The 16,966-nt window shown below is 72.2% G+C and carries 15 protein-coding genes and 2 pseudogenes; 7 read left to right on the forward strand and 10 right to left on the reverse strand.

What is annotated here, in order from left to right; all coding sequences use genetic code 11:
• The 5 genes and pseudogenes from ACIG0D_RS10490 to ACIG0D_RS10510 form a co-directional block, all read right to left on the reverse strand.
• A pseudogene (locus tag ACIG0D_RS10490) lies at positions 1–321 on the reverse strand (3-dehydroquinate synthase); the annotation flags it as partial.
• A pseudogene (locus ACIG0D_RS10495) lies at positions 267–707 on the reverse strand (shikimate kinase); the annotation flags it as partial. The pseudogenes ACIG0D_RS10495 and ACIG0D_RS10490, both read right to left, overlap by 55 nt.
• The gene (gene aroC / locus ACIG0D_RS10500) at positions 704–1,888 is read right to left on the reverse strand and encodes a chorismate synthase (protein ID WP_399798229.1); all 1,185 of its coding nucleotides are present in this window, start codon (positions 1,886–1,888) and stop codon (positions 704–706) included. The gene aroC and the pseudogene ACIG0D_RS10495, both read right to left, overlap by 4 nt.
• Positions 1,885–3,165 carry a 3-phosphoshikimate 1-carboxyvinyltransferase gene (gene aroA, locus ACIG0D_RS10505; protein WP_399798231.1) on the reverse strand — a complete coding sequence of 427 codons (1,281 nt, stop codon included), beginning with the start codon at positions 3,163–3,165 and terminating at the stop codon, positions 1,885–1,887. Before aroA ends, aroC begins: the two co-directional genes overlap by 4 nt.
• 349 nt (positions 3,166–3,514) lie before the next feature.
• Entirely contained in the window at positions 3,515–5,011 is a 1,497-nt protein-coding gene (locus ACIG0D_RS10510) for an MFS transporter (protein WP_399798234.1), read from the reverse strand.
• 196 nt (positions 5,012–5,207) lie between these two features.
• Here ACIG0D_RS10510 and ACIG0D_RS10515 point away from each other — a divergent pair, with 196 nt between their 5' ends.
• Positions 5,208–5,861 (forward strand): TetR/AcrR family transcriptional regulator, encoded by a 654-nt coding sequence (locus ACIG0D_RS10515; protein WP_399798237.1) that lies wholly within the window; start codon positions 5,208–5,210, stop codon positions 5,859–5,861.
• Between the two features lie 214 nt (positions 5,862–6,075).
• Here the strand turns inward: ACIG0D_RS10515 and ACIG0D_RS10520 are convergent, their stop codons facing one another.
• Positions 6,076–6,786 carry a ScbR family autoregulator-binding transcription factor gene (locus ACIG0D_RS10520; RefSeq protein ID WP_399798241.1) on the reverse strand — a complete coding sequence of 237 codons (711 nt, stop codon included), beginning with the start codon at positions 6,784–6,786 and terminating at the stop codon, positions 6,076–6,078.
• A gap of 317 nt (positions 6,787–7,103) precedes the next feature.
• Between ACIG0D_RS10520 and ACIG0D_RS10525 the strand changes: the two genes are divergently transcribed.
• Complete coding sequence (locus ACIG0D_RS10525) at positions 7,104–8,090, forward strand: aldo/keto reductase (RefSeq protein ID WP_399798242.1); 987 nt, start codon at positions 7,104–7,106, stop codon at positions 8,088–8,090.
• Between the two features lie 41 nt (positions 8,091–8,131).
• Here the strand turns inward: ACIG0D_RS10525 and ACIG0D_RS10530 are convergent, their stop codons facing one another.
• A complete protein-coding gene (locus tag ACIG0D_RS10530; protein ID WP_399798244.1) occupies positions 8,132–8,893 on the reverse strand; it encodes a GntR family transcriptional regulator in 762 nt (253 codons plus the stop codon).
• A 233-nt stretch (positions 8,894–9,126) separates the two neighbouring features.
• Here ACIG0D_RS10530 and ACIG0D_RS10535 point away from each other — a divergent pair, with 233 nt between their 5' ends.
• Genes ACIG0D_RS10535 through ACIG0D_RS10550 form a run of 4 tightly spaced genes read left to right on the forward strand, consistent with a single transcriptional unit; the run spans position 9,127 to position 13,056 of the window.
• The gene (locus ACIG0D_RS10535) at positions 9,127–10,164 is read left to right on the forward strand and encodes a sugar ABC transporter substrate-binding protein (RefSeq protein WP_399798246.1); all 1,038 of its coding nucleotides are present in this window, start codon (positions 9,127–9,129) and stop codon (positions 10,162–10,164) included.
• Positions 10,164–11,240 (forward strand): ABC transporter permease, encoded by a 1,077-nt coding sequence (locus ACIG0D_RS10540; protein ID WP_399798249.1) that lies wholly within the window; start codon positions 10,164–10,166, stop codon positions 11,238–11,240. The genes ACIG0D_RS10535 and ACIG0D_RS10540 overlap by 1 nt, the downstream gene beginning before the upstream one ends.
• 8 nt (positions 11,241–11,248) lie before the next feature.
• Positions 11,249–12,151 carry an ATP-binding cassette domain-containing protein gene (locus tag ACIG0D_RS10545; RefSeq protein WP_399798252.1) on the forward strand — a complete coding sequence of 301 codons (903 nt, stop codon included), beginning with the start codon at positions 11,249–11,251 and terminating at the stop codon, positions 12,149–12,151.
• A 2-nt stretch (positions 12,152–12,153) separates the two neighbouring features.
• Positions 12,154–13,056 (forward strand): sugar phosphate isomerase/epimerase family protein, encoded by a 903-nt coding sequence (locus tag ACIG0D_RS10550; RefSeq protein ID WP_399798256.1) that lies wholly within the window; start codon positions 12,154–12,156, stop codon positions 13,054–13,056.
• A gap of 56 nt (positions 13,057–13,112) precedes the next feature.
• Here ACIG0D_RS10550 and ACIG0D_RS10555 read toward each other — a convergent pair whose 3' ends face one another.
• The 3 genes from ACIG0D_RS10555 to ACIG0D_RS10565 form a co-directional block, all read right to left on the reverse strand.
• Positions 13,113–13,463 (reverse strand): hypothetical protein, encoded by a 351-nt coding sequence (locus tag ACIG0D_RS10555; RefSeq protein ID WP_399798258.1) that lies wholly within the window; start codon positions 13,461–13,463, stop codon positions 13,113–13,115.
• Positions 13,464–13,607: 144 nt separating this feature from the next.
• On the reverse strand, positions 13,608–14,570 hold the full coding sequence (locus ACIG0D_RS10560) for a DUF3068 domain-containing protein (protein WP_399798259.1): 963 nt from the start codon (positions 14,568–14,570) through the stop codon (positions 13,608–13,610).
• A 130-nt stretch (positions 14,571–14,700) separates the two neighbouring features.
• Complete coding sequence (locus ACIG0D_RS10565; protein ID WP_399798262.1) at positions 14,701–15,330, reverse strand: TetR/AcrR family transcriptional regulator; 630 nt, start codon at positions 15,328–15,330, stop codon at positions 14,701–14,703.
• A 143-nt stretch (positions 15,331–15,473) separates the two neighbouring features.
• Between ACIG0D_RS10565 and ACIG0D_RS10570 the strand changes: the two genes are divergently transcribed.
• On the forward strand, positions 15,474–16,964 hold the full coding sequence (locus ACIG0D_RS10570) for an MFS transporter (protein ID WP_399798265.1): 1,491 nt from the start codon (positions 15,474–15,476) through the stop codon (positions 16,962–16,964).
• Positions 16,965–16,966 lie beyond the last annotated feature (2 nt).

Here is a 16,966-nt window from a genome sequence, read left to right on the forward strand (position 1 = left end):
GATCGCGACCGCCTCGTAGCCCTGCCCGGCCAGATCGGCGCGCAGCGCCTCGCCGGTCTCGGCCAGCGCCTCGGGGTGGATCACGGCCACCCGGGACGCGGTGCCGACCAACCGGGGGAGTTCACTGAGCGGCCGACGGCCGATCAGGACGTCGTAGGGGTCGGCGCCGCCGACATGGATGCGTGTGGTCATACGTGCTTCAGCTCCAGTGCGTCGAGGACCGCTCGGGCGACCTCGGCGGGGGTACGGCCGTCCGTGGCGACCATCGCGCGGGCGACCTCGGTGTAGAGAGGCCGACGGGCCTCCATCAACGTCCGCCACCGCTCCCGCGGGTTGTCCGCGAGCAGCGGCCGGGCGGCGTTCAGACCGGTGCGCCGGGCCGCTTCCTCGGCTTCCATCGACAGGTAGACGACCGGGTGCCCGGTGAGCAGCGCGCGGGTGTCGGCGTCGAGGATCGCGCCGCCGCCGAGCGCCAGGACACCGTCGTGCTCGGCGAGCGCCCTGCGCACGGCCCGCTTCTCCAGGGCGCGGAAGTGGGGTTCGCCGTGGGTGGCGAAGATGTCGGCGATGGCGCGGCCCTGCTCGGCGACGATGTCGTCGTCGGTGTCCCGGTAGCCGAGGCCCAGTTGCTCGGCGAGGAGCTGCCCGACGGTGGACTTGCCCACGCCCATCGGACCGACCAGGACGACCTCAGGACCGGTGCTCATCGGATGTGCAGGTTGTCGAGGTACGACCGCACGTTGCGGCGGGTCTCGGTGACGCTGTCGCCGCCGAACTTCTCCGCCACCGCGTCCGCCAGCACCAGCGCGACCATCGCCTCCGCGACGATCCCAGCGGCCGGCACCGCGCAGACGTCCGAGCGCTGGTGGTGGGCGGCGGCGGGCTCATTGGTGGCCACATCCACCGTCTTCAGCGCGCGCGGCACGGTCGCGATCGGCTTCATCGCCGCGCGGACCCGCAGCAGCTCACCGGTGGTCAGCCCGCCCTCGGTGCCCCCGGAACGGCCGGACACCCGCCGGATGCCCTCCGGGGTGTTGACGATCTCGTCGTGCGCCTTCGAACCCGGCACCCGCGCCAGCTCGAAACCGTCGCCGATCTCGACACCCTTGATCGCCTGAATGCCCATCAGAGCCGCCGCCAGACGCGCGTCCAGCTTGCGGTCCCAGTGCACATGGGAACCGAGCCCGACCGGAACGCCGTAGGCCAGCACCTCGACCACACCGCCGAGCGTGTCACCGTCCTTGTGGGCCTGATCGATCTCCGCGACCATCGCCTTCGACGCGTCCGCGTCCAGGCAGCGCACCGGATCCGCGTCCAGCTTCCCGACATCGGCGGGCGTCGGGTACACCCCGTACGGCGCCTTGGCGGAGGCCAGCTCGACGACGTGCGAGACGATCTCGATCCCGGCGGTCTCCTTCAGGTACGACCGCGCCACCGCGCCCAGCGCGACCCGCGCCGCGGTCTCACGCGCCGACGCCCGCTCCAGGATCGGCCGGGCCTCGTCGAAGCCGTACTTCTGCATCCCCGCCAGATCCGCGTGGCCGGGCCGCGGCCGGGTCAGCGGCGCGTTGCGCGCCAGGCCCGCCAGCACCTCCGGGTCCACCGGATCGGCCGCCATGACCTGCTCCCACTTCGGCCACTCGGTGTTCCCCACCATGATCGCCACCGGGGAACCGAGCGTGAGCCCGTGCCGGACACCACCGAGGAAGGTGACCTCGTCCCGCTCGAACTTCATCCGCGCACCGCGCCCATAGCCGAGCCGCCGCCGCGCCAAGTGATCCGCCACCATCTCCGTGGTGACCGGCACGCCGGCGGGAAGGCCCTCCAGGACCGCCACCAGCGCCGGGCCGTGGGACTCTCCTCCGGTCAGCCACCGCAACCTGCTCACTGCCGCTCCTCACTGCTCACGGTCATCTCGGGAAACAGCCGCCGCATCTCGGCATGGAACCCGGGGAACGTCTTGGCCACACAGCCCGGGTCGTCCAGCTCCAGAGGGACCCCGGAGCCGAGGGCGAGGACCGAGAACGACATGGCGATCCGGTGGTCGCGGCGGCAGGCGATCCGGGCCGGGGCCGGGCGGCCGGGGTGGACGGTGAGCCAGTCGGCGCCCTCCACCACCCGGATCCCGCAGGCACGCAGGTTGGCCGCCATCGCCTCGATCCGGTCCGACTCCTTCAGACGGGCGTGTCCGATGCCACGGATGGTCACCGGGGCGTCGGCGAGGGGCGCGATCGCCGCCAGGGTCATGAAGGTGTCGGAGATCTCGCCCATGTCCACGTCGAAGCCGCCGCGCAGCCGTCCGTCGCCGCTCACGGTGGTGGCACCCGCCTCGACCCGCACGCGCGCACCGGCCTTCGCCAGCACGTCCACGAAGCGCAGATCGCCCTGGAGGCTGCCGCTGCCGAGACCCGGCACGGTGACGGCGTGCCCGGTGACCGCGCCCGCCGCGAAGAAGTACGACGCCGTGGAGGCGTCCGGCTCGATGGCCAGGTCGGTGGGGCGGTAGCGGCCCGGGAGGACGCGGATGCGGTCCGCCGAGGTCTCGACCTGCGCGCCGTAGCGGCGCATCAGCGCGAGGGTCATGTCGACGTACGGGCGGCTGACCAGCGAGCGGGCGTCGGCCTCCAGGCCGTGTCGCATCAGCGGGGCCGCCATCAGCAGCCCGGACAGGTACTGGCTGCTCATGGACGAGTCGACGGCGATCCGGCCGCCGTCCAGCCCGGCCGCGGTCACCTCGAACGGCAGGGTGCCCCCCGTCGTCCGCACGGTGGCGCCCAGCTCGCCGAGGGCGTCCAGCAGGGGCCGCAGCGGCCGGGCGCGCAGTTGCGCCGAGCCGTCGAAGCGGAAGGTGCCGTCGCCGGTGGCCGTGAACGGGGGCAGGAAGCGGGCCGCCGTCCCGGCGTCGGCGCACCAGACCCGCGCCGCCCGCCCGGTCGGGCCGCGGCCGGTTCCCGTGACGTCCCAGTAGACGTCCTCCGGGCCTGCGGTCACGGTGAGGCCGAGGTCGGTCAGCGCGGTGCGGAACGCGAGGGTGTCGTCGCTGACCAGCGGCGCCCACAGGCGGCTGGTGCCGGGCGCCGCCGCGGCCAGCAGCAGCGCGCGGTTCGTCAGGCTCTTGGATCCGGGGATGCGGGCGGTGCGGGGGAGCGGGTCGTCCGGGTGCATGGGCGGGTGGTTCCTATCGGCAGTCGGCGTTCGGGCAGTCGGCGTTCATTTCTCCCACGGTGGCTGCTGCAACGCCTGTTCACATCGAAGATCGAGCAGAGCGTTGTCCACTGTTTTCTCCAATCGCGGTGAGGCGTACGGCGATACGGGACGCAAGGAAGGGAAGAAGTGGGAGCGGGTCGAATGGCGGGATCCCGTCTGCGGCGGCACTGATCGTCCGACGCGTTCGACGGCGTCACCAACAAGACGCGCGTTACTCCGTCAGGTGACGCGGAATCCGTCAAGTGGCCGGAGATATGTCAAGTCGCGGCCGCCGCAGGGGACTTTCCGGGACGGGAGTATGCGTGCCTCAGCGCGGGCCGGGCACCTTGCCGGCCTGTGCCTTCGGCTCCTTCGGCACCCAGCGCAGCGCGAGGACGCCCAGGGCCAGACAGAGCAGGCTCGCCGCGCCGATCGCCACGTGCAGACCGGTGAGGAACGCGTCCTTGGCCTCGGCGACGGTGCCCGCGGTCAGGGCCGGTGCGTCCAGCGTCTCGTCGAGGGTGCCCGCCACACCGGGACCGGTCAGCCGGAAGCAGAGGGCGGCGAGCGAACCGAGCAGCGAGATGCCCAGGGCGTTGCCCAGCTCGTTGCTCATCTCGGCGAGCGACGCGGCCGACCCGGCGCGCTCGGCCGGTACCGCCGCGACGGCGGTGTCCGCGACCAGGCTGAAGGAGAAGCCGTAGCCGACGCCGGTGACGACCGAGGAGGCGATGAACGCGGCCACGCCGTGCTCGGTGGTCGTCAGCAGCAGAAGCAGCAGGCCGGTCCCCATGAAGAAGTGCGAGGCGATCAGCGCCGACCGCATGCCGATCCGCTCGACCACGGCGCTCGCCCTGACGCAGGCGACGGTGAGCACGGCCGCGCCCGGAAGCACCAGCAGGGCCGCCGCCAGGACGCCGTAGCCGAGGACCGACTGGAGGTACACGCCGGTGAGATAGCCTGCGGCCGCCCACGCGACCAGCGACAGCAGGCCGGTGAGGATCGCCACGGTGAACACGTGGTCCTTGAAGAGCCGCAGGTCGAGGAGCGGGTACTCCAGCGTGAGCTGCCGGCGCACGAACCACACCAGCACCGCCAGACCGACGACACCGGTGACGGCCTGCGTCGGGGAGAAGCCCTCCGCCGCGGCCGACTTGACCGAGTGGACGGTCAGCAGGATGCCGACGGCGGACAGGACGACGCTCAGGGCGTCGACGCGGCCGGGACGCGTGGTGCGGACTTCTGTCAGCAGCACCGGCGCGAAGGCGAGGAACAGCACGACGACGGGGATGTTGATGAGGAAGACGACTCCCCAGTCGAAGCGGCTGAGCAGCAGACCGCCGAGCACCGGTCCGACGGCGAACCCGGCGGCGAAGGTCGCGGCGAAGATGCCGATGGCCCGGGAGCGTTGCCTCGGGTCGTGGAAGAGGCTGCTGATGATCGCGAGACCGGAGGGCAGCAGCGTCGCTCCGCCGAGACCCATCAACGCCCGGCAGGCGATGAGCGCTTCGGCGTTCGGCGAGAACGCGGCGCCGACCGAGCCGGCACCGAAGACGGCCGCGCCGCCCAGCAGGAACCTGAGCCGGCCGTAGCGGTCGCCCAGGTTGCCGAAGGCGATGAGGAGGGACGAGACCACGAAGCCGTAGATGTCCAGAATCCACAGTGCCTGATCGGTACTCGGCGTGATCGCGGACGTGATGCCCGGCATCGCGAGATAGAGCACGGAGCCGTCCATCGCGACGAGCGCGACGGGGCCGAGGACGACGAGGAGGCCGAGCCAGGCGCGTCGGTCGGCACGCTCCACGGCTAAGTCGAGAGAGGTCATCGAAGCAACCTTTCGGGAGAAGGCGCGTAGGAGTCCTGAAGGTGCATACGGTGTACGCGAAATGCGGGCGTACGATGTACGCGCTCAGGGAGCGTACATCGTACGCGGGGGTGGCGTACAGCGTACGCGCAAGGTGTTCCCCGTTGTCCGGAATTCCCGGCGTACGACGTACGCGGAGGGCTGGTTATACTTCGCCATGGCCATCAAGACACAGGGCAGGCAAGCGAGTTCGCCGAGCCTGTCACGGGGTGCGATCGTGGCGGCCGCCATGCGGATCGCCGACGCCGAGGGCGTCGCCGCGCTCTCGATGCGACGCCTCGCGACGGAGCTGGACTCGGGCGTCATGTCGCTCTACCGGCATGTGGCGAACAAGAACGCGCTGCTCACCGAGATCACCCGGGCGGCATGTGACGAGCACCCGTATCCCGAACCCGCGCCGCCGGACTGGCGAGAGGCCATGCGGCTCGCGGCGCGGCTCGACTGGGAGGTGTACCGCGCCCACCCCTGGGCGCTGGTGACGTCGAGCTCCGCCCGGCACTTCTCGGACACCTCGTGCCTCGACTGGATGATGGACGCGCTGACCGGACTCACCGACGATCCCGATCTGGCGCGGTCCTTCGCGATCGCCGTGTGGTCGTATGTGCAGGGCGTGTGCATCCAGCATGTGGCGCAGGAGTTGCTGCCCGCGGGGGAGAAGCCCGAACAGTCGCCGCTGAGGGCGACGGAGGAGGACTTCGAGATGGGGCTGGAAACCCTTCTCGACGGAATGGAACAGCGCGCCCTGCGGGCCGGGACGGACGGTGCGGGGATCCCCGCCGTACGGACCTTTCCGGCGGACACGCGGCGCTGAGCCGACGCCCGTCGCCGTACGCCTGGCGCCCGATGCCCGGGCCCGAGTCCGGCGCCCGATTTCCGGCGCCCGGCGCCCGACGCCCGACGCCGTACGCTTGGCGCCCGATGCCCGGGCCCGATCTCCGGCGCCCGTACCGGTGTTCGACGCCCGGCTCCCGGAGGGGTTTCGCTGGCCGTCCGGGAGCCTCGTTCCGGTTTGCGGTGGTGCCGCCCTAGGGGGCGAAGCACATCTCCCGGGCGGCTGGGGTGGCGCAGCCGCCGGGGGTCCGGCGGCTCGCGAACCACCGGTCCGCCGCCGGTGACTCCCCGGCGGTGGCGTGGCTGCCGGCCGCGTCGATCCGGCCGCGTACGTGCTCCGCGGACAGCTGCGGCAGCACCAGACGCCAGAACGGTGTGACCGACTCCGGCGAGGGTGTGCCGTCCCGGCTCCGGTCCAGCGCCTCCACCCCCGCCATCACCGCCGTCACGGCGGACACCGCGTCGTCGAGATCCACCCCCGGGGCCAGGCTGCCCCGCTGGCGGGCGACCGTCAGCAGCCCGCGCACCCAGTCCCGCCAGTGGTGCCACAGATTCGTCCCGCCGTGCCACGCCGCGTCGTGCGCGAGCCGGAATCCCGCCCGGAGGACCGGGTCGTGCGAGACCCACCGGGCCAGCGTGTGCGAGGTGTCGACGAGTAACTGGAGCGGCGCGGGATGACGGGCGGGGTCCTGGCCGGTGATACAGCACAGCATGTCGGCCGCGGTCGACTCGACCGCCTCGCCGAGGGCCTGCTTGTTCTTGAAATGGAAGTGCAGCGCGCCCTGGCTGACCCCGGCCAGGGCGCAGATCTGCCCGATGGAGGATCCCGCGAACCCGGCCCGGTCGAAGACCTCGGCGGCGGATCGGATCAGTTGGCGACGTGTCTTTGCGGCACGGTCCTGCATGGTGATGCGCACTCCGGGAGAGGGAGGGAGGGGGGACTCGTGAGCGAGGAGTGGTGACCCGCACGCGGACGTGCCGGGCGGCGACACGCGGGGCACCGGACCACGGCGACATCGCGGGCGTACGTCCCCGTCCACCGCTCCACTCTTACCACGCCGGCCACGCGCCCTGAACGGCACGTCACCGGCCCTGGCGGGATATCGCCGACGCCGGCACCGGGCCGAACACGCCACGCCAACCGCCTTGACTTCGAGCGCACTTCACGCTGAAGACTCCCGTTCCGCCCGGACCAGCGGGCCCACGGGAAGGAATCGCCAGCATGAAGTACCGCACCATCGGCACGGATCCGGCACACCGCCGGGAGGTGAGCGTCCTCGCGCTCGGAGCCATGCTCTTCGGCTCCCTCACCGACGAGGAGACCTCCTTCGCCGTCCTCGACCGCTATGTCGAGGCCGGCGGGAACTTCGTCGACACCTCCGACAACTACGCCTTCTGGACCGACGGCGGCCAGGGCGGGCAGAGCGAGGAACTGCTCGGCCGCTGGCGGCGCAGCCGCGGCGTCGGCGACGAGATCGTCATCGCCACCAAACTCGGCGCCCGCCCGCTGGCGCCCGGCACCAGCTACACCGACAACCCCGAGGGACTGTCGGCGAAGACGATCCGCGAGGCCGCCGAACGCAGCCGCGAACGGCTGGGCGTGGAGAAGATCGACCTGCTCTACGCGCACATCGAGGACCCCACGGTGCCGTTGCGGGAGACCGTCGAGGGGTTCGCCGGACTCGTCGCCGAGGGCACCGTCGGACTGCTCGGCGTCAGCAACCACGCGATATGGAAGGTGGAACGCGCCCGCGCCCTCGCCGCGGCGGCCGGACTGCCCGGCTACGAGGTGCTGCAGTACCAGCACAGCCATCTGCGCCCGCGCTTCGACGTGCCGAGCGCCCTCTTCCCCGACGGCAGCCTCGGCCACGCGGGCCCCGAACTCCTCGGGTATCTGCGGGCGGAGCCCTCCCTCACCCTGGTCGCCTACTCGCCGCTGCTGGCGGGCGCCTACGTCCGCGCGGACAAGCCGCTGCCCCCGGACTACGACCATCCGGGCACCCCGCGCCGGCTCGCCGTGCTGCGCGAGGTGGCGAAGGAGACCGGCGCTACCGTCAACCAGGTGGTGCTGGCCTGGCAGATCGGCGGCCCGCTGCCGATCGTGCCGCTCGCCGGCGCGTCGTCCGTGGCCCAGCTGGAGGAGAACCTGGCCGCCGTCGACCTGGAACTGACACCGGACCAGCGGGCACGGCTGGACGCGGCGCACTGATCCGGGGGCGCGTGCCCGGGCGCCCCCTCCCTCGCTCCCCCTCACGGCCGCACCAGCAACTGGAAGTCGAACGCGTAGCGCGAGGCGCGGTAGATGTGGGTGCCGTACTCGACGGGGCGGCCGGTGTCGTCGTAGGCGGTGCGCTGCATGGTGAGGAGGGCCGCGCCCTCGTGTTCGTCGAGGAGGGCGGCTTCCTCGGGGGTGGCGGAGCGGGCGCCGACGGTCTGGCGGGCGCTGTGCGGGGTGCGGCCGGCGGCGCGCAGCATGCGGTACAGGCCGGTCGTCTCCAGCCGGCCGGTGTCCAGGTCGAGCAGGTCGGGCGGCAGGTAGTTGCACAGGAAGGCCACCGGCCGGCCGTGGGTGAGCCGCAGCCGCTCCAGGACGACGACCTCGGCGCCCTCGGGGACGCCGAGCGCGGCGGCCACGTCGGCGGGCGCGGGGACGCGCTCGTTGCGCAGCACCCGGGTGGCCGGATCCTGACCGGCGGCGCGCAGGTCGTCGTAGAGACTGCTCAGTTCGAGCGGGCGCCGGACCTGGCTGTGCACCACCTGGGTGCCCACCCCGCGGCGGCGCACCAGCAGTCCCTTGTCGACCAGGGACTGGATGGCCTGGCGGACCGTCGGGCGGGACAGTCCGAGGCGGGTGGAGAGGTCGACCTCGTTGCCCAGCAGGTTCCCGGGGGCGAGCACGCCCTGTTCGATCGCCTCCTCCAGCTGGCGCGCGAGCTGGTAGTACAGCGGGACCGGGCTGGTGCGGTCGAGGGTGAAGCGCACGGCCTCGAGGGCGGAGACGGTCGTCGCCACGGGGACACCTCCTGTGGGCGGTCGGTCACCAGGTGTAGGCCGGGGACGGCCGCGTTGTCAATCATTTGTACTTACATTCGGACCTGCTTGTGAAATGATGTCTTAACAAAGTATTGACAGCGGGCGCCCCAAGGGATGGAATCCGGTCTCAACGCAAGAGCCGCAAGGCCTCGACGCAACAGCCGCAAGGCAAGAGCCGTGCTTCCCTCGTCGCACAGTGAGGTGCAGGAAAGATGGACCGCACTCCTCGGGACCGCTCGTCCCGCTCCCGCTCCCGCAGCATCACCTCAGCCCTGGCCGTGGCAGCGGCAGCGGCCCTGGTCCTCGCGGGCTGCTCCAGCAGCTCCGGCGGCAAGAAGGCCGAGGAGTCGGCGGCCGAGGGCGCCGCCGCGGGCAAGGCCACCACGCCCCGGATGACCGTCGCCCTGATCACCCACCAGTCGCCCGGCGACACCTTCTGGGACATCGTCCGCAAGGGCGCCCAGACCGCCGCCGACAAGGACAACGTCAAGCTCGTCTACTCGGCCGACCCCAACGCCGGCAACCAGGCCAACCTGGTGCAGAACGCGATCGACCAGAAGGTCGACGGCATCGCGATCACCCTCGCCAAGCCGGACGCCCTCAAGGACGTGATCGCCAAGGCGAAGGCCGCCGGCATACCCGTGGTCGGCCTCAACTCCGGGGTGAGCGAGTGGCAGAAGCTCGGCCTCATGGAGTTCTTCGGCCAGGACGAGACCGTGGCCGGCGAGGCGCTCGGCAAGCGGCTGAACGAGGCCGGCGCCGAGAAGGCCGTCTGCGTCATCCAGGAACAGGGCAACATCGGCCTCACCCAGCGCTGCGACGGCGTGAAGAAGACCTTCTCCGGCGACACCGAGACCCTCTACGTCAACGGCACCGACATGCCCTCCGTGAAGTCGACGATCAGCGCCAAGCTCAAGGAGGACGACGCCATCGACTACGTCGTCACCCTCGGCGCCCCGTTCGCGCTCACCGCCGCGCAGTCCGTGTCCGAGGCCGGCAGCGAGGCGAAGATCGCCACCTTCGACCTCAACAAGCAGCTCACCGGCGCCATCAGCGACGGCTCCATCGAGTTCGCCGTCGACCAGCAGCCCTACCTCCAGGGCTACCTCGCGGTCGACTCCCTGTGGCTCTACAAGAACAACGGCAACTACAGCGGCGGCGGCGAGCAGCCGGTGCTCACCGGACCGGCCTTCGTGGACAAGTCCAACGTCGAACAGATCGCGAAGTTCGCCGCGAAGGGCACCCGGTGATGAGCATGACCCAGCAGGCTGCGCCGGCGGTGACCACACCGCCGGCCCCCGGCCCGAAGGACACCGACGGGCGCACCGCCCGGCGCCCGCTGGCGCTGCGCCTGCTCGCCCGGCCCGAGGTCGGCGTCTTCCTCGGCGCCGTCGCCGTGTTCGTGTTCTTCCTGGTCGCCGCGCCCGCGGTGCGCGACGGCAGTTCGATGGCGAACATCCTCTACCAGTCGTCCACCATCGGGATCATGGCCCTGCCGGTGGCGCTGCTGATGATCGGCGGCGAGTTCGACCTGTCGTCCGGCGTCGCGGTGATCACCTCCGCGCTCACCGCCAGCATGATCAGCTACCAGCTCACCATGAACGTCTGGGTCGGCGTGATCGCCGCACTCGTCACCTCCCTCGCGATCGGCCTGTTCAACGGCTGGATGCTGGTGAAGACCGGACTGCCGAGCTTCCTCGTCACCCTCGGCACCTTCCTGATCCTCCAGGGCGTCAACCTCGCCGTCACCAAGCTGATCACCGGAAACGTCGCCACCGACGACATCAGCGACATGGACGGCTTCGACCAGGCCAAGGCGATCTTCGCCTCCTCCTTCGACGTCGGCGGCGTCCAGGTGAAGATCACCGTCGTGTGGTGGCTGCTCTTCGCCGCCCTCGCCACCTGGGTGCTGCTGCGCACCAAGTACGGCAACTGGATCTTCGCGGTCGGCGGCAACAAGGAGAGCGCCCGCGCGGTCGGCGTCCCGGTCACCTTCACCAAGATCTCCCTGTTCATGCTGGTCGGCTTCGGCGCCTGGTTCGTCGGGATGCACCAGCTGTTCTCCTTCAACACCGTGCAGTCCGGCGAGGGCGTCGGCCAGGAGCTGATCTACATCGCCGCCGCGGTGATCGGCGGCTGCCTGCTCACCGGCGGCTACGGTTCCGCGATCGGCCCGGTCTTCGGTGCTTTCATGTTCGGCATGGTGCAGCAGGGCATCGTCTACGCCGGCTGGAACCCCGACTGGTTCAAGGCCTTCCTCGGCGTGATGCTGCTCGGCGCCACCCTGATCAATCTGTGGGTCCGCAGGACCGCGACCCGGAGGTGACCCACCCCATGACCACCGCGACCGAGACCCCCCTCGTCGAACTCCGCGCGGCCGGCAAGTCGTACGGCAACATCCGCGCCCTGCACGGCGTCGACCTGACCGTCCGGCCGGGCAAGGTGACGTGCGTGCTCGGCGACAACGGCGCCGGCAAGTCCACCCTCATCAAGATCGTCTCCGGGCTGCACCAGCACACCGAGGGCGAGTTCCTGGTCGACGGCGAGCCGGTCCGCTTCTCCACCCCGCGCGAAGCCCTCGACCGGGGCATCGCCACCGTCTACCAGGACCTGGCGACCGTTCCGCTGATGCCGGTGTGGCGGAACTTCTTCCTCGGCTCCGAGATCACCAAGGGGCCCTGGCCGGTCCGCCGCCTCGACATCGAGACGATGAAGAAGACCGCCGACGAGGAACTGCGCGCCATGGGCATCGTCCTCGACGACCTCGAACAGCCCATCGGCACCCTCTCCGGCGGCCAGCGCCAGTGCGTCGCCATCGCCCGCGCCGTCCACTTCGGCGCCCGCGTGCTCATCCTCGACGAGCCCACCGCCGCCCTCGGCGTCAAGCAGTCCGGCGTCGTGCTGAAGTACATCGCCGCCGCCCGCGACCGCGGCCTCGGCGTCATCTTCATCACCCACAACCCCCACCACGCCTACATGGTCGGCGACCACTTCAGCGTGCTCCGCCTCGGCACCCTGGAACTCTCCGCCGACCGCAGCGAGGTCTCCCTCGAGGAGCTGACCAACCACATGGCCGGCGGCGCCGAACTCGCCGCCCTCAAGCACGAACTCGCCCAGGTCCGCGGCGTCGACGTGGAGGAACTCCCCGACGAGCCCGGCCTCCGGGCCACCGCGGCGCCGTCCCCGTCCTCCCCGTCCGCATCGTCGTCCCCGTCGTCCCCGGAAGGAAAGTCCTGAACATGGCCCCCGCGCTCGACCGTATCCGGGTCGGCTCCGCCCCCGACTCCTGGGGCGTCTGGTTCCCCGACGACCCGCAGCAGGTGCCCTGGGAACGCTTCCTCGACGAGGTCGCCGAGGCCGGCTACTCCTGGATCGAACTGGGCCCGTACGGCTATCTGCCGACCGACCCGGCCCGCCTCACCGACGAGGTGGCCAAGCGGAACCTGAAGGTCTCCGCGGGCACCGTCTTCACCGGACTGCACCGCGGCCCCGCCGTCTGGGAGTCCACCTGGGAGCACGTCGGCCAGGTCGCCGCCCTCACCCAGGCCATGGGCGCGAAGCACCTCGTCGTCATTCCCTCCTTCTGGCGGGACGACAAGACCGCCGAGATCCTGGAGCCCCCGGAGCTGACCGCCGGGCAGTGGGCGTACCTGACCAAGGGCATGGAACGCCTCGGCCACGAGGTCAAGGAGACCTACGGCCTGGACATCGTCGTCCACCCGCACGCCGACACCCACATCGACACCGAGGCCCACGTCGAGCGCTTCCTCGACTCCACCGACTCCGACCTGGTCAACCTCTGCCTGGACACCGGGCACTACGCCTACTGCGGCGGCGACAGCGTCAAGCTGATCGAGACGTACGGCGAACGCATCGGCTATCTCCACCTCAAGCAGGTCGACCCGGAGATCCTGGCCGACGTCGTCGCGAACGGGGTCCCGTTCGGGCCCGCCGTGCAGCGCGGCGTGATGTGCGAGCCGCCCTCCGGGGTGCCGGAGCTGGAACCCGTGCTGACGGCCGCCCAGGGCCTCGGCGTCGAACTGTTCGCGATCGTCGAACAGGACATGTACCCCTGCGAGCCGGACAAGCCGCTGCCCATCGCGGTCCGCACCCGCCGGTTCCTGCGCTCCTGCGGCGCCTGACCGGCCGCCGGCCGGCAGCGCGTACGAGCCGTCGGGGCCGGGCAGGCCGGCCTCGCTCAGCTCCGCTCCGCCTCCGGGCGCTCCAGCGCGGCCACCAGGGCCCGCACGGTCTGCGGGTCGGCGCCGGTCACGGTCACCGACACGCCGTCGCGCTCGACGCGGACCCGCGGCGCGCGGGGGCGGGTGCCGCGCCAGGCCGCCACGGCGACCAGGAGGTTGGCGAGGGCGATGCCGTTGCCCAGGACCACGTTCACGACGTCGAGGGCGCCGCCGCTCATCTCCCCGGGCCGCGCGGCGGCGCCGAGGCGGACCGTCGCGTGACCGGCGACGTCGGGGTCCCGGGTGAGCCAGCGGTGGAGCGAGGTGGCGTCCTCGCCCTCGACGGTGAGCGACAGCTCCATGGACATCCCCACTCGTGTGTTCGGATCGCCCGGGGTCGTCGGTCCGGGCGGGATGAGGATTGTGGCAGCGCGGCGCGGGCCGCCGCAGCCGGTCCGCCGAATCCCGTGTCCCGCCCGCCCGGCGGACACCCGGAAGCCGTCGTCCGCCGGTCAGGTGCCGTCCTGCGCCTCCGGGCGCCGTCGTCCGCCCCTGGCCAGCAGCAGCCCGCCGCCCGCCGCGAGCACGAACCCGGTGGCGGCCGACGCCACCGGCACGGTCCGGCCCACCGCGCGCAGCCGGGCGTTGTCCTCCCGCGCGCGGCTCACCGCGAACTCCTGGGTGGCCCTGGTGTGGGTGAGCCTCGGGACGTCGAGCAGCACCACGGCGTCCTTCTCGCCGCCGGGGGCGCGCAGCGTGCGGCGCGGGCCGAGCCGGGCGTACAGGGTGCGGCCGGTGGCCTGGTCGACGACCAGTTTGATGCCGTGGTTGGCGTACCACTCCTCGGCGAGCACCTGGTCGGCGCCCGGCCGCCCGACCAGCGCGCCCGGCACCTGGCGGGTGCCGACCTTCGTCGGCGGGACGGTGCCCGTGAAGACGTAGCCGCGGTGGCCGTGGATCTTCTCGGTGCCCCGGTAGGAGAGGGTGACCGTCGAGCCGAGCTGGCTGTCCCACCAGCTGTAGGGCCGCTTCTGCACGTCGAAGGGGAACTTCAGATACGCCTCGCCCTCGTGGTACGGCCGCTCGTCGCAGCAGTGCGCGGGCCGGTTGGTGGCGCGGTCGGTGACCCAGCGGTCGGTGGAGAAGTCCAGCGCGTCGTGCGGGTCGGCGGCGGGCAGCGACGCGTCGGTGTCGACGGTGGTGACGATGTCCCAGACCGCCCGGCCGCTGCGCTCGCTGTCCGCCACGTCGCCGCGCACCCGTTGGGTGACGGTGATCCGCCGGTCGTGGACCGTCTCGGCCTCGCCGACGTCGAAGTAGCTGCCGGTGCCGGTGTAGACGGCGGTGACGTCGATGTCGATCGGGTTCACCGCCGCGCGCGGCTGCACGTACCAGACCAGCATGGGCGCGAGGACCAGCAGGAAGACACCCAGGCCCAGCAGGACCAGGGAGAGGGGCGAGCTGCTACGGCGCATCGGCACTCCGGCACTCCAGGGCTCCGGGGCGACGGCGGCCCCACGGCTCCGGAGACCGTACGAGCGGCCGTACGGCACGTCTACGCATCCGCGTGACAAAAGCGGCGCCTCGGAGGAGCCGGCCGGGCCCTCAGCGACTCGCGGCGAGTGCCGCCAGGACCGCGCGCGTCAGCCGGTCGACGTAGGCCTCGTCGGTGGGGCCGCCGACCGCGAGCATCCGGAAGTACAGCGGCGCGCCGAACAGGTCGACGGCCAGGCCCATGTCGATGTCGGCGGGCAGCTCGCCCCGCTCCACCGCCTGGCGCAGCAGCGCGGCGACCGCGGCGCGCCGGGGCGCGAGCACCGCCGTGTGCAGCGCCTCGCGCAGCGACGGGTTGCGGGCGGACTCGGCGACCAGGTCCGGGATGATCCGCCCGACCAGCGGGTGGCTCAGGTCGGCCACCGTGTCCCGGACGAACCGGGCGACGTCGGCGCGGAGCGAGCCGGAACCGGCCGGGGCGGGCAGATGGGCGGCGGCGGCCTCCGAGACCAGCTCCACCACCATCGCCTCCTTGGAGGGCCAGCGCCGGTACAGCGCCGCCTTGCCGACCCGGGCGCGGCGGGTGACGGCCTCCATCGACATCCGGGCGTACCCGGTCTCGGCCAGTTCCTCGAACACCGCGCGCCGGATCGTCTCGGTCACCGATTCACGCAGGACCGCGGAACCCGTGGGGCGGCGGTCGAGGGCGCCGTGGCCGGTCGCGTCGCTGGTCGAGTCCATCGCCGGAGACTAACACCGGACGGAACGGTTGCGTTCCGTCCGGGGCGGGTGTACGTTCCCCGCCACATGGAACGGACCCGTTCCGTTCCGTGGGGGATCCGCACCGGGTCTCCTCAGGGACGCGCCGGCCGAAGGGGGCCCGGATGAAGTTCCGCTCCGCCGAGGCCGGCACCGGGCCACGGCCCCGCACGGTGCTGGCGCTGCTCGCCCTGTTCGTCGTGATCAACGCCGCCGACAAGGCGGTCCTCGGGCTCACCGCCGGACCCGTCCAGGACGAACTCGGCCTCACCGCCACCCAGTTCGGCACCATCGCCAGCAGCTTCTACCTGCTCTTCAGCCTCTCCGCCGTCTCGGTCGGCTTCCTCGGCGACCGCATCCGCCCCCGGCCCCTGCTCGCCGCGCTCGCCCTGGTGTGGGCCGCCGCGCAACTGCCGATCCTGCTCCCCGCGGCCGGCTACGGCGCGCTCATCGCCACCCGCGTGGTGCTCGGGGCGGGCGAGGGGCCGGGCTATCCGCTCGCCAACCACACGGCGTTCACCTGGTTCCCGGAGAAGCGGCGCGCCCTGCCCTCCGCGGTCGTCGTCGCGGGCGGCGCGGGCGGCACCGTCGTCGCCGCGCCCCTGGTCCTCCTCGTCACCGACACCCTCGGCTGGCGCGCCGCCTTCGGCCTCCTCGGGGCGGCGGGCCTTGTGTGGACCGCGGCATGGCTCCGCTTCGGGGGCGGCGGCCCGTACCACGCCCACCCAGGGGCGTCACAGGCCGCGCCCTCGCCCACCGGGACCGAGTCCACCGCCGCGAGGCCGCGTGCGGTGCCCGTCGCCGGGGAGGCGGGTTCCGTCTCCGTCGAAGCCGAGGTGTACGCGGCGCCCGCCGACACACCCCCCGGACCGGCCACCGTCCTCCGTCCGGCGCCCGCCGACACCACATCACGTCCCGCCCCGGTCCCCTTCTGGCGGATCGTCATCACCGGTACCTGGCTCGGCGCCACCCTCTCCACCTTCGCCGTGATGTGGACCCTCGCGCTCGGTTTCGCCTGGCTGCCGCTCTACCTGGAGGAACAGGCCGGGTTCGGGGACGCGGTGGTGGGAGTGATCGTCGGTCTGCCCGCGCTCGCGATGGCGGTGCTGGTGCTGACCGCCGGGGCGGTCGCGCACCGGCTGCTGCGGGGCGGGACCAGCGCCCGGGTCGCGCAGGGCCTGCTCGGGGCCGTACTGCCGCTCCTCGCCGGGGTGTGTCTGCTGCTGGTCACCCGCGTCGGACCCGCGCCGCTGCTGTTGCCCCTGCTGGTGCTGGCGTTCAGCGCGGGCAACGGGCAGACCCCGCTCACCAACGCGGCGGTCGCCGACATCTGCCCGCCCGCCCGGCGCAGCGCCGCGCTCGGCCTGTCGTACGCGCTCGCCGCCCTGTCGAGCCTGCTCGCCCCGTATGTCACCGGCCGGATCATCGACGCGGCGCCCACCGAGGCCGTCGGCTACGGCCGCGCCTTCGACCTGGCGGGCTGGCTGCTGATCGGCGGCGCGCTGCTCGCGGCGCTGCTGATCCGCCCCGACCGGGACGCCCGCGCCCTGGGCACCGCCGGGCGCCCGGCCGGTCCCACCGCCCCGGCCGGTCCCACCACCCACCCGAAGGAGTGACC

The sequence above is a fragment of the Streptomyces sp. NPDC052773 genome (assembly GCF_044547145.1).
GTDB lineage: Bacteria > Actinomycetota > Actinomycetes > Streptomycetales > Streptomycetaceae > Streptomyces.

Coding starts and splice junctions, on each gene's coding strand:
- aroA (WP_399798231.1), bottom strand. CDS start 3,165: ATGCACCCGGACGACCCGCTCCCCCGCACCGCCCGCATCCCCGGATCC.
- ACIG0D_RS10510 (WP_399798234.1), bottom strand. CDS start 5,011: ATGACCTCTCTCGACTTAGCCGTGGAGCGTGCCGACCGACGCGCCTGG.
- ACIG0D_RS10515 (WP_399798237.1), top strand. CDS start 5,208: ATGGCCATCAAGACACAGGGCAGGCAAGCGAGTTCGCCGAGCCTGTCA.
- ACIG0D_RS10520 (WP_399798241.1), bottom strand. CDS start 6,786: ATGCAGGACCGTGCCGCAAAGACACGTCGCCAACTGATCCGATCCGCC.
- ACIG0D_RS10525 (WP_399798242.1), top strand. CDS start 7,104: ATGAAGTACCGCACCATCGGCACGGATCCGGCACACCGCCGGGAGGTG.
- ACIG0D_RS10535 (WP_399798246.1), top strand. CDS start 9,127: ATGGACCGCACTCCTCGGGACCGCTCGTCCCGCTCCCGCTCCCGCAGC.
- ACIG0D_RS10540 (WP_399798249.1), top strand. CDS start 10,164: ATGAGCATGACCCAGCAGGCTGCGCCGGCGGTGACCACACCGCCGGCC.
- ACIG0D_RS10545 (WP_399798252.1), top strand. CDS start 11,249: ATGACCACCGCGACCGAGACCCCCCTCGTCGAACTCCGCGCGGCCGGC.
- ACIG0D_RS10550 (WP_399798256.1), top strand. CDS start 12,154: ATGGCCCCCGCGCTCGACCGTATCCGGGTCGGCTCCGCCCCCGACTCC.
- ACIG0D_RS10555 (WP_399798258.1), bottom strand. CDS start 13,463: ATGTCCATGGAGCTGTCGCTCACCGTCGAGGGCGAGGACGCCACCTCG.
- ACIG0D_RS10560 (WP_399798259.1), bottom strand. CDS start 14,570: ATGCGCCGTAGCAGCTCGCCCCTCTCCCTGGTCCTGCTGGGCCTGGGT.
- ACIG0D_RS10565 (WP_399798262.1), bottom strand. CDS start 15,330: ATGGACTCGACCAGCGACGCGACCGGCCACGGCGCCCTCGACCGCCGC.
- ACIG0D_RS10570 (WP_399798265.1), top strand. CDS start 15,474: ATGAAGTTCCGCTCCGCCGAGGCCGGCACCGGGCCACGGCCCCGCACG.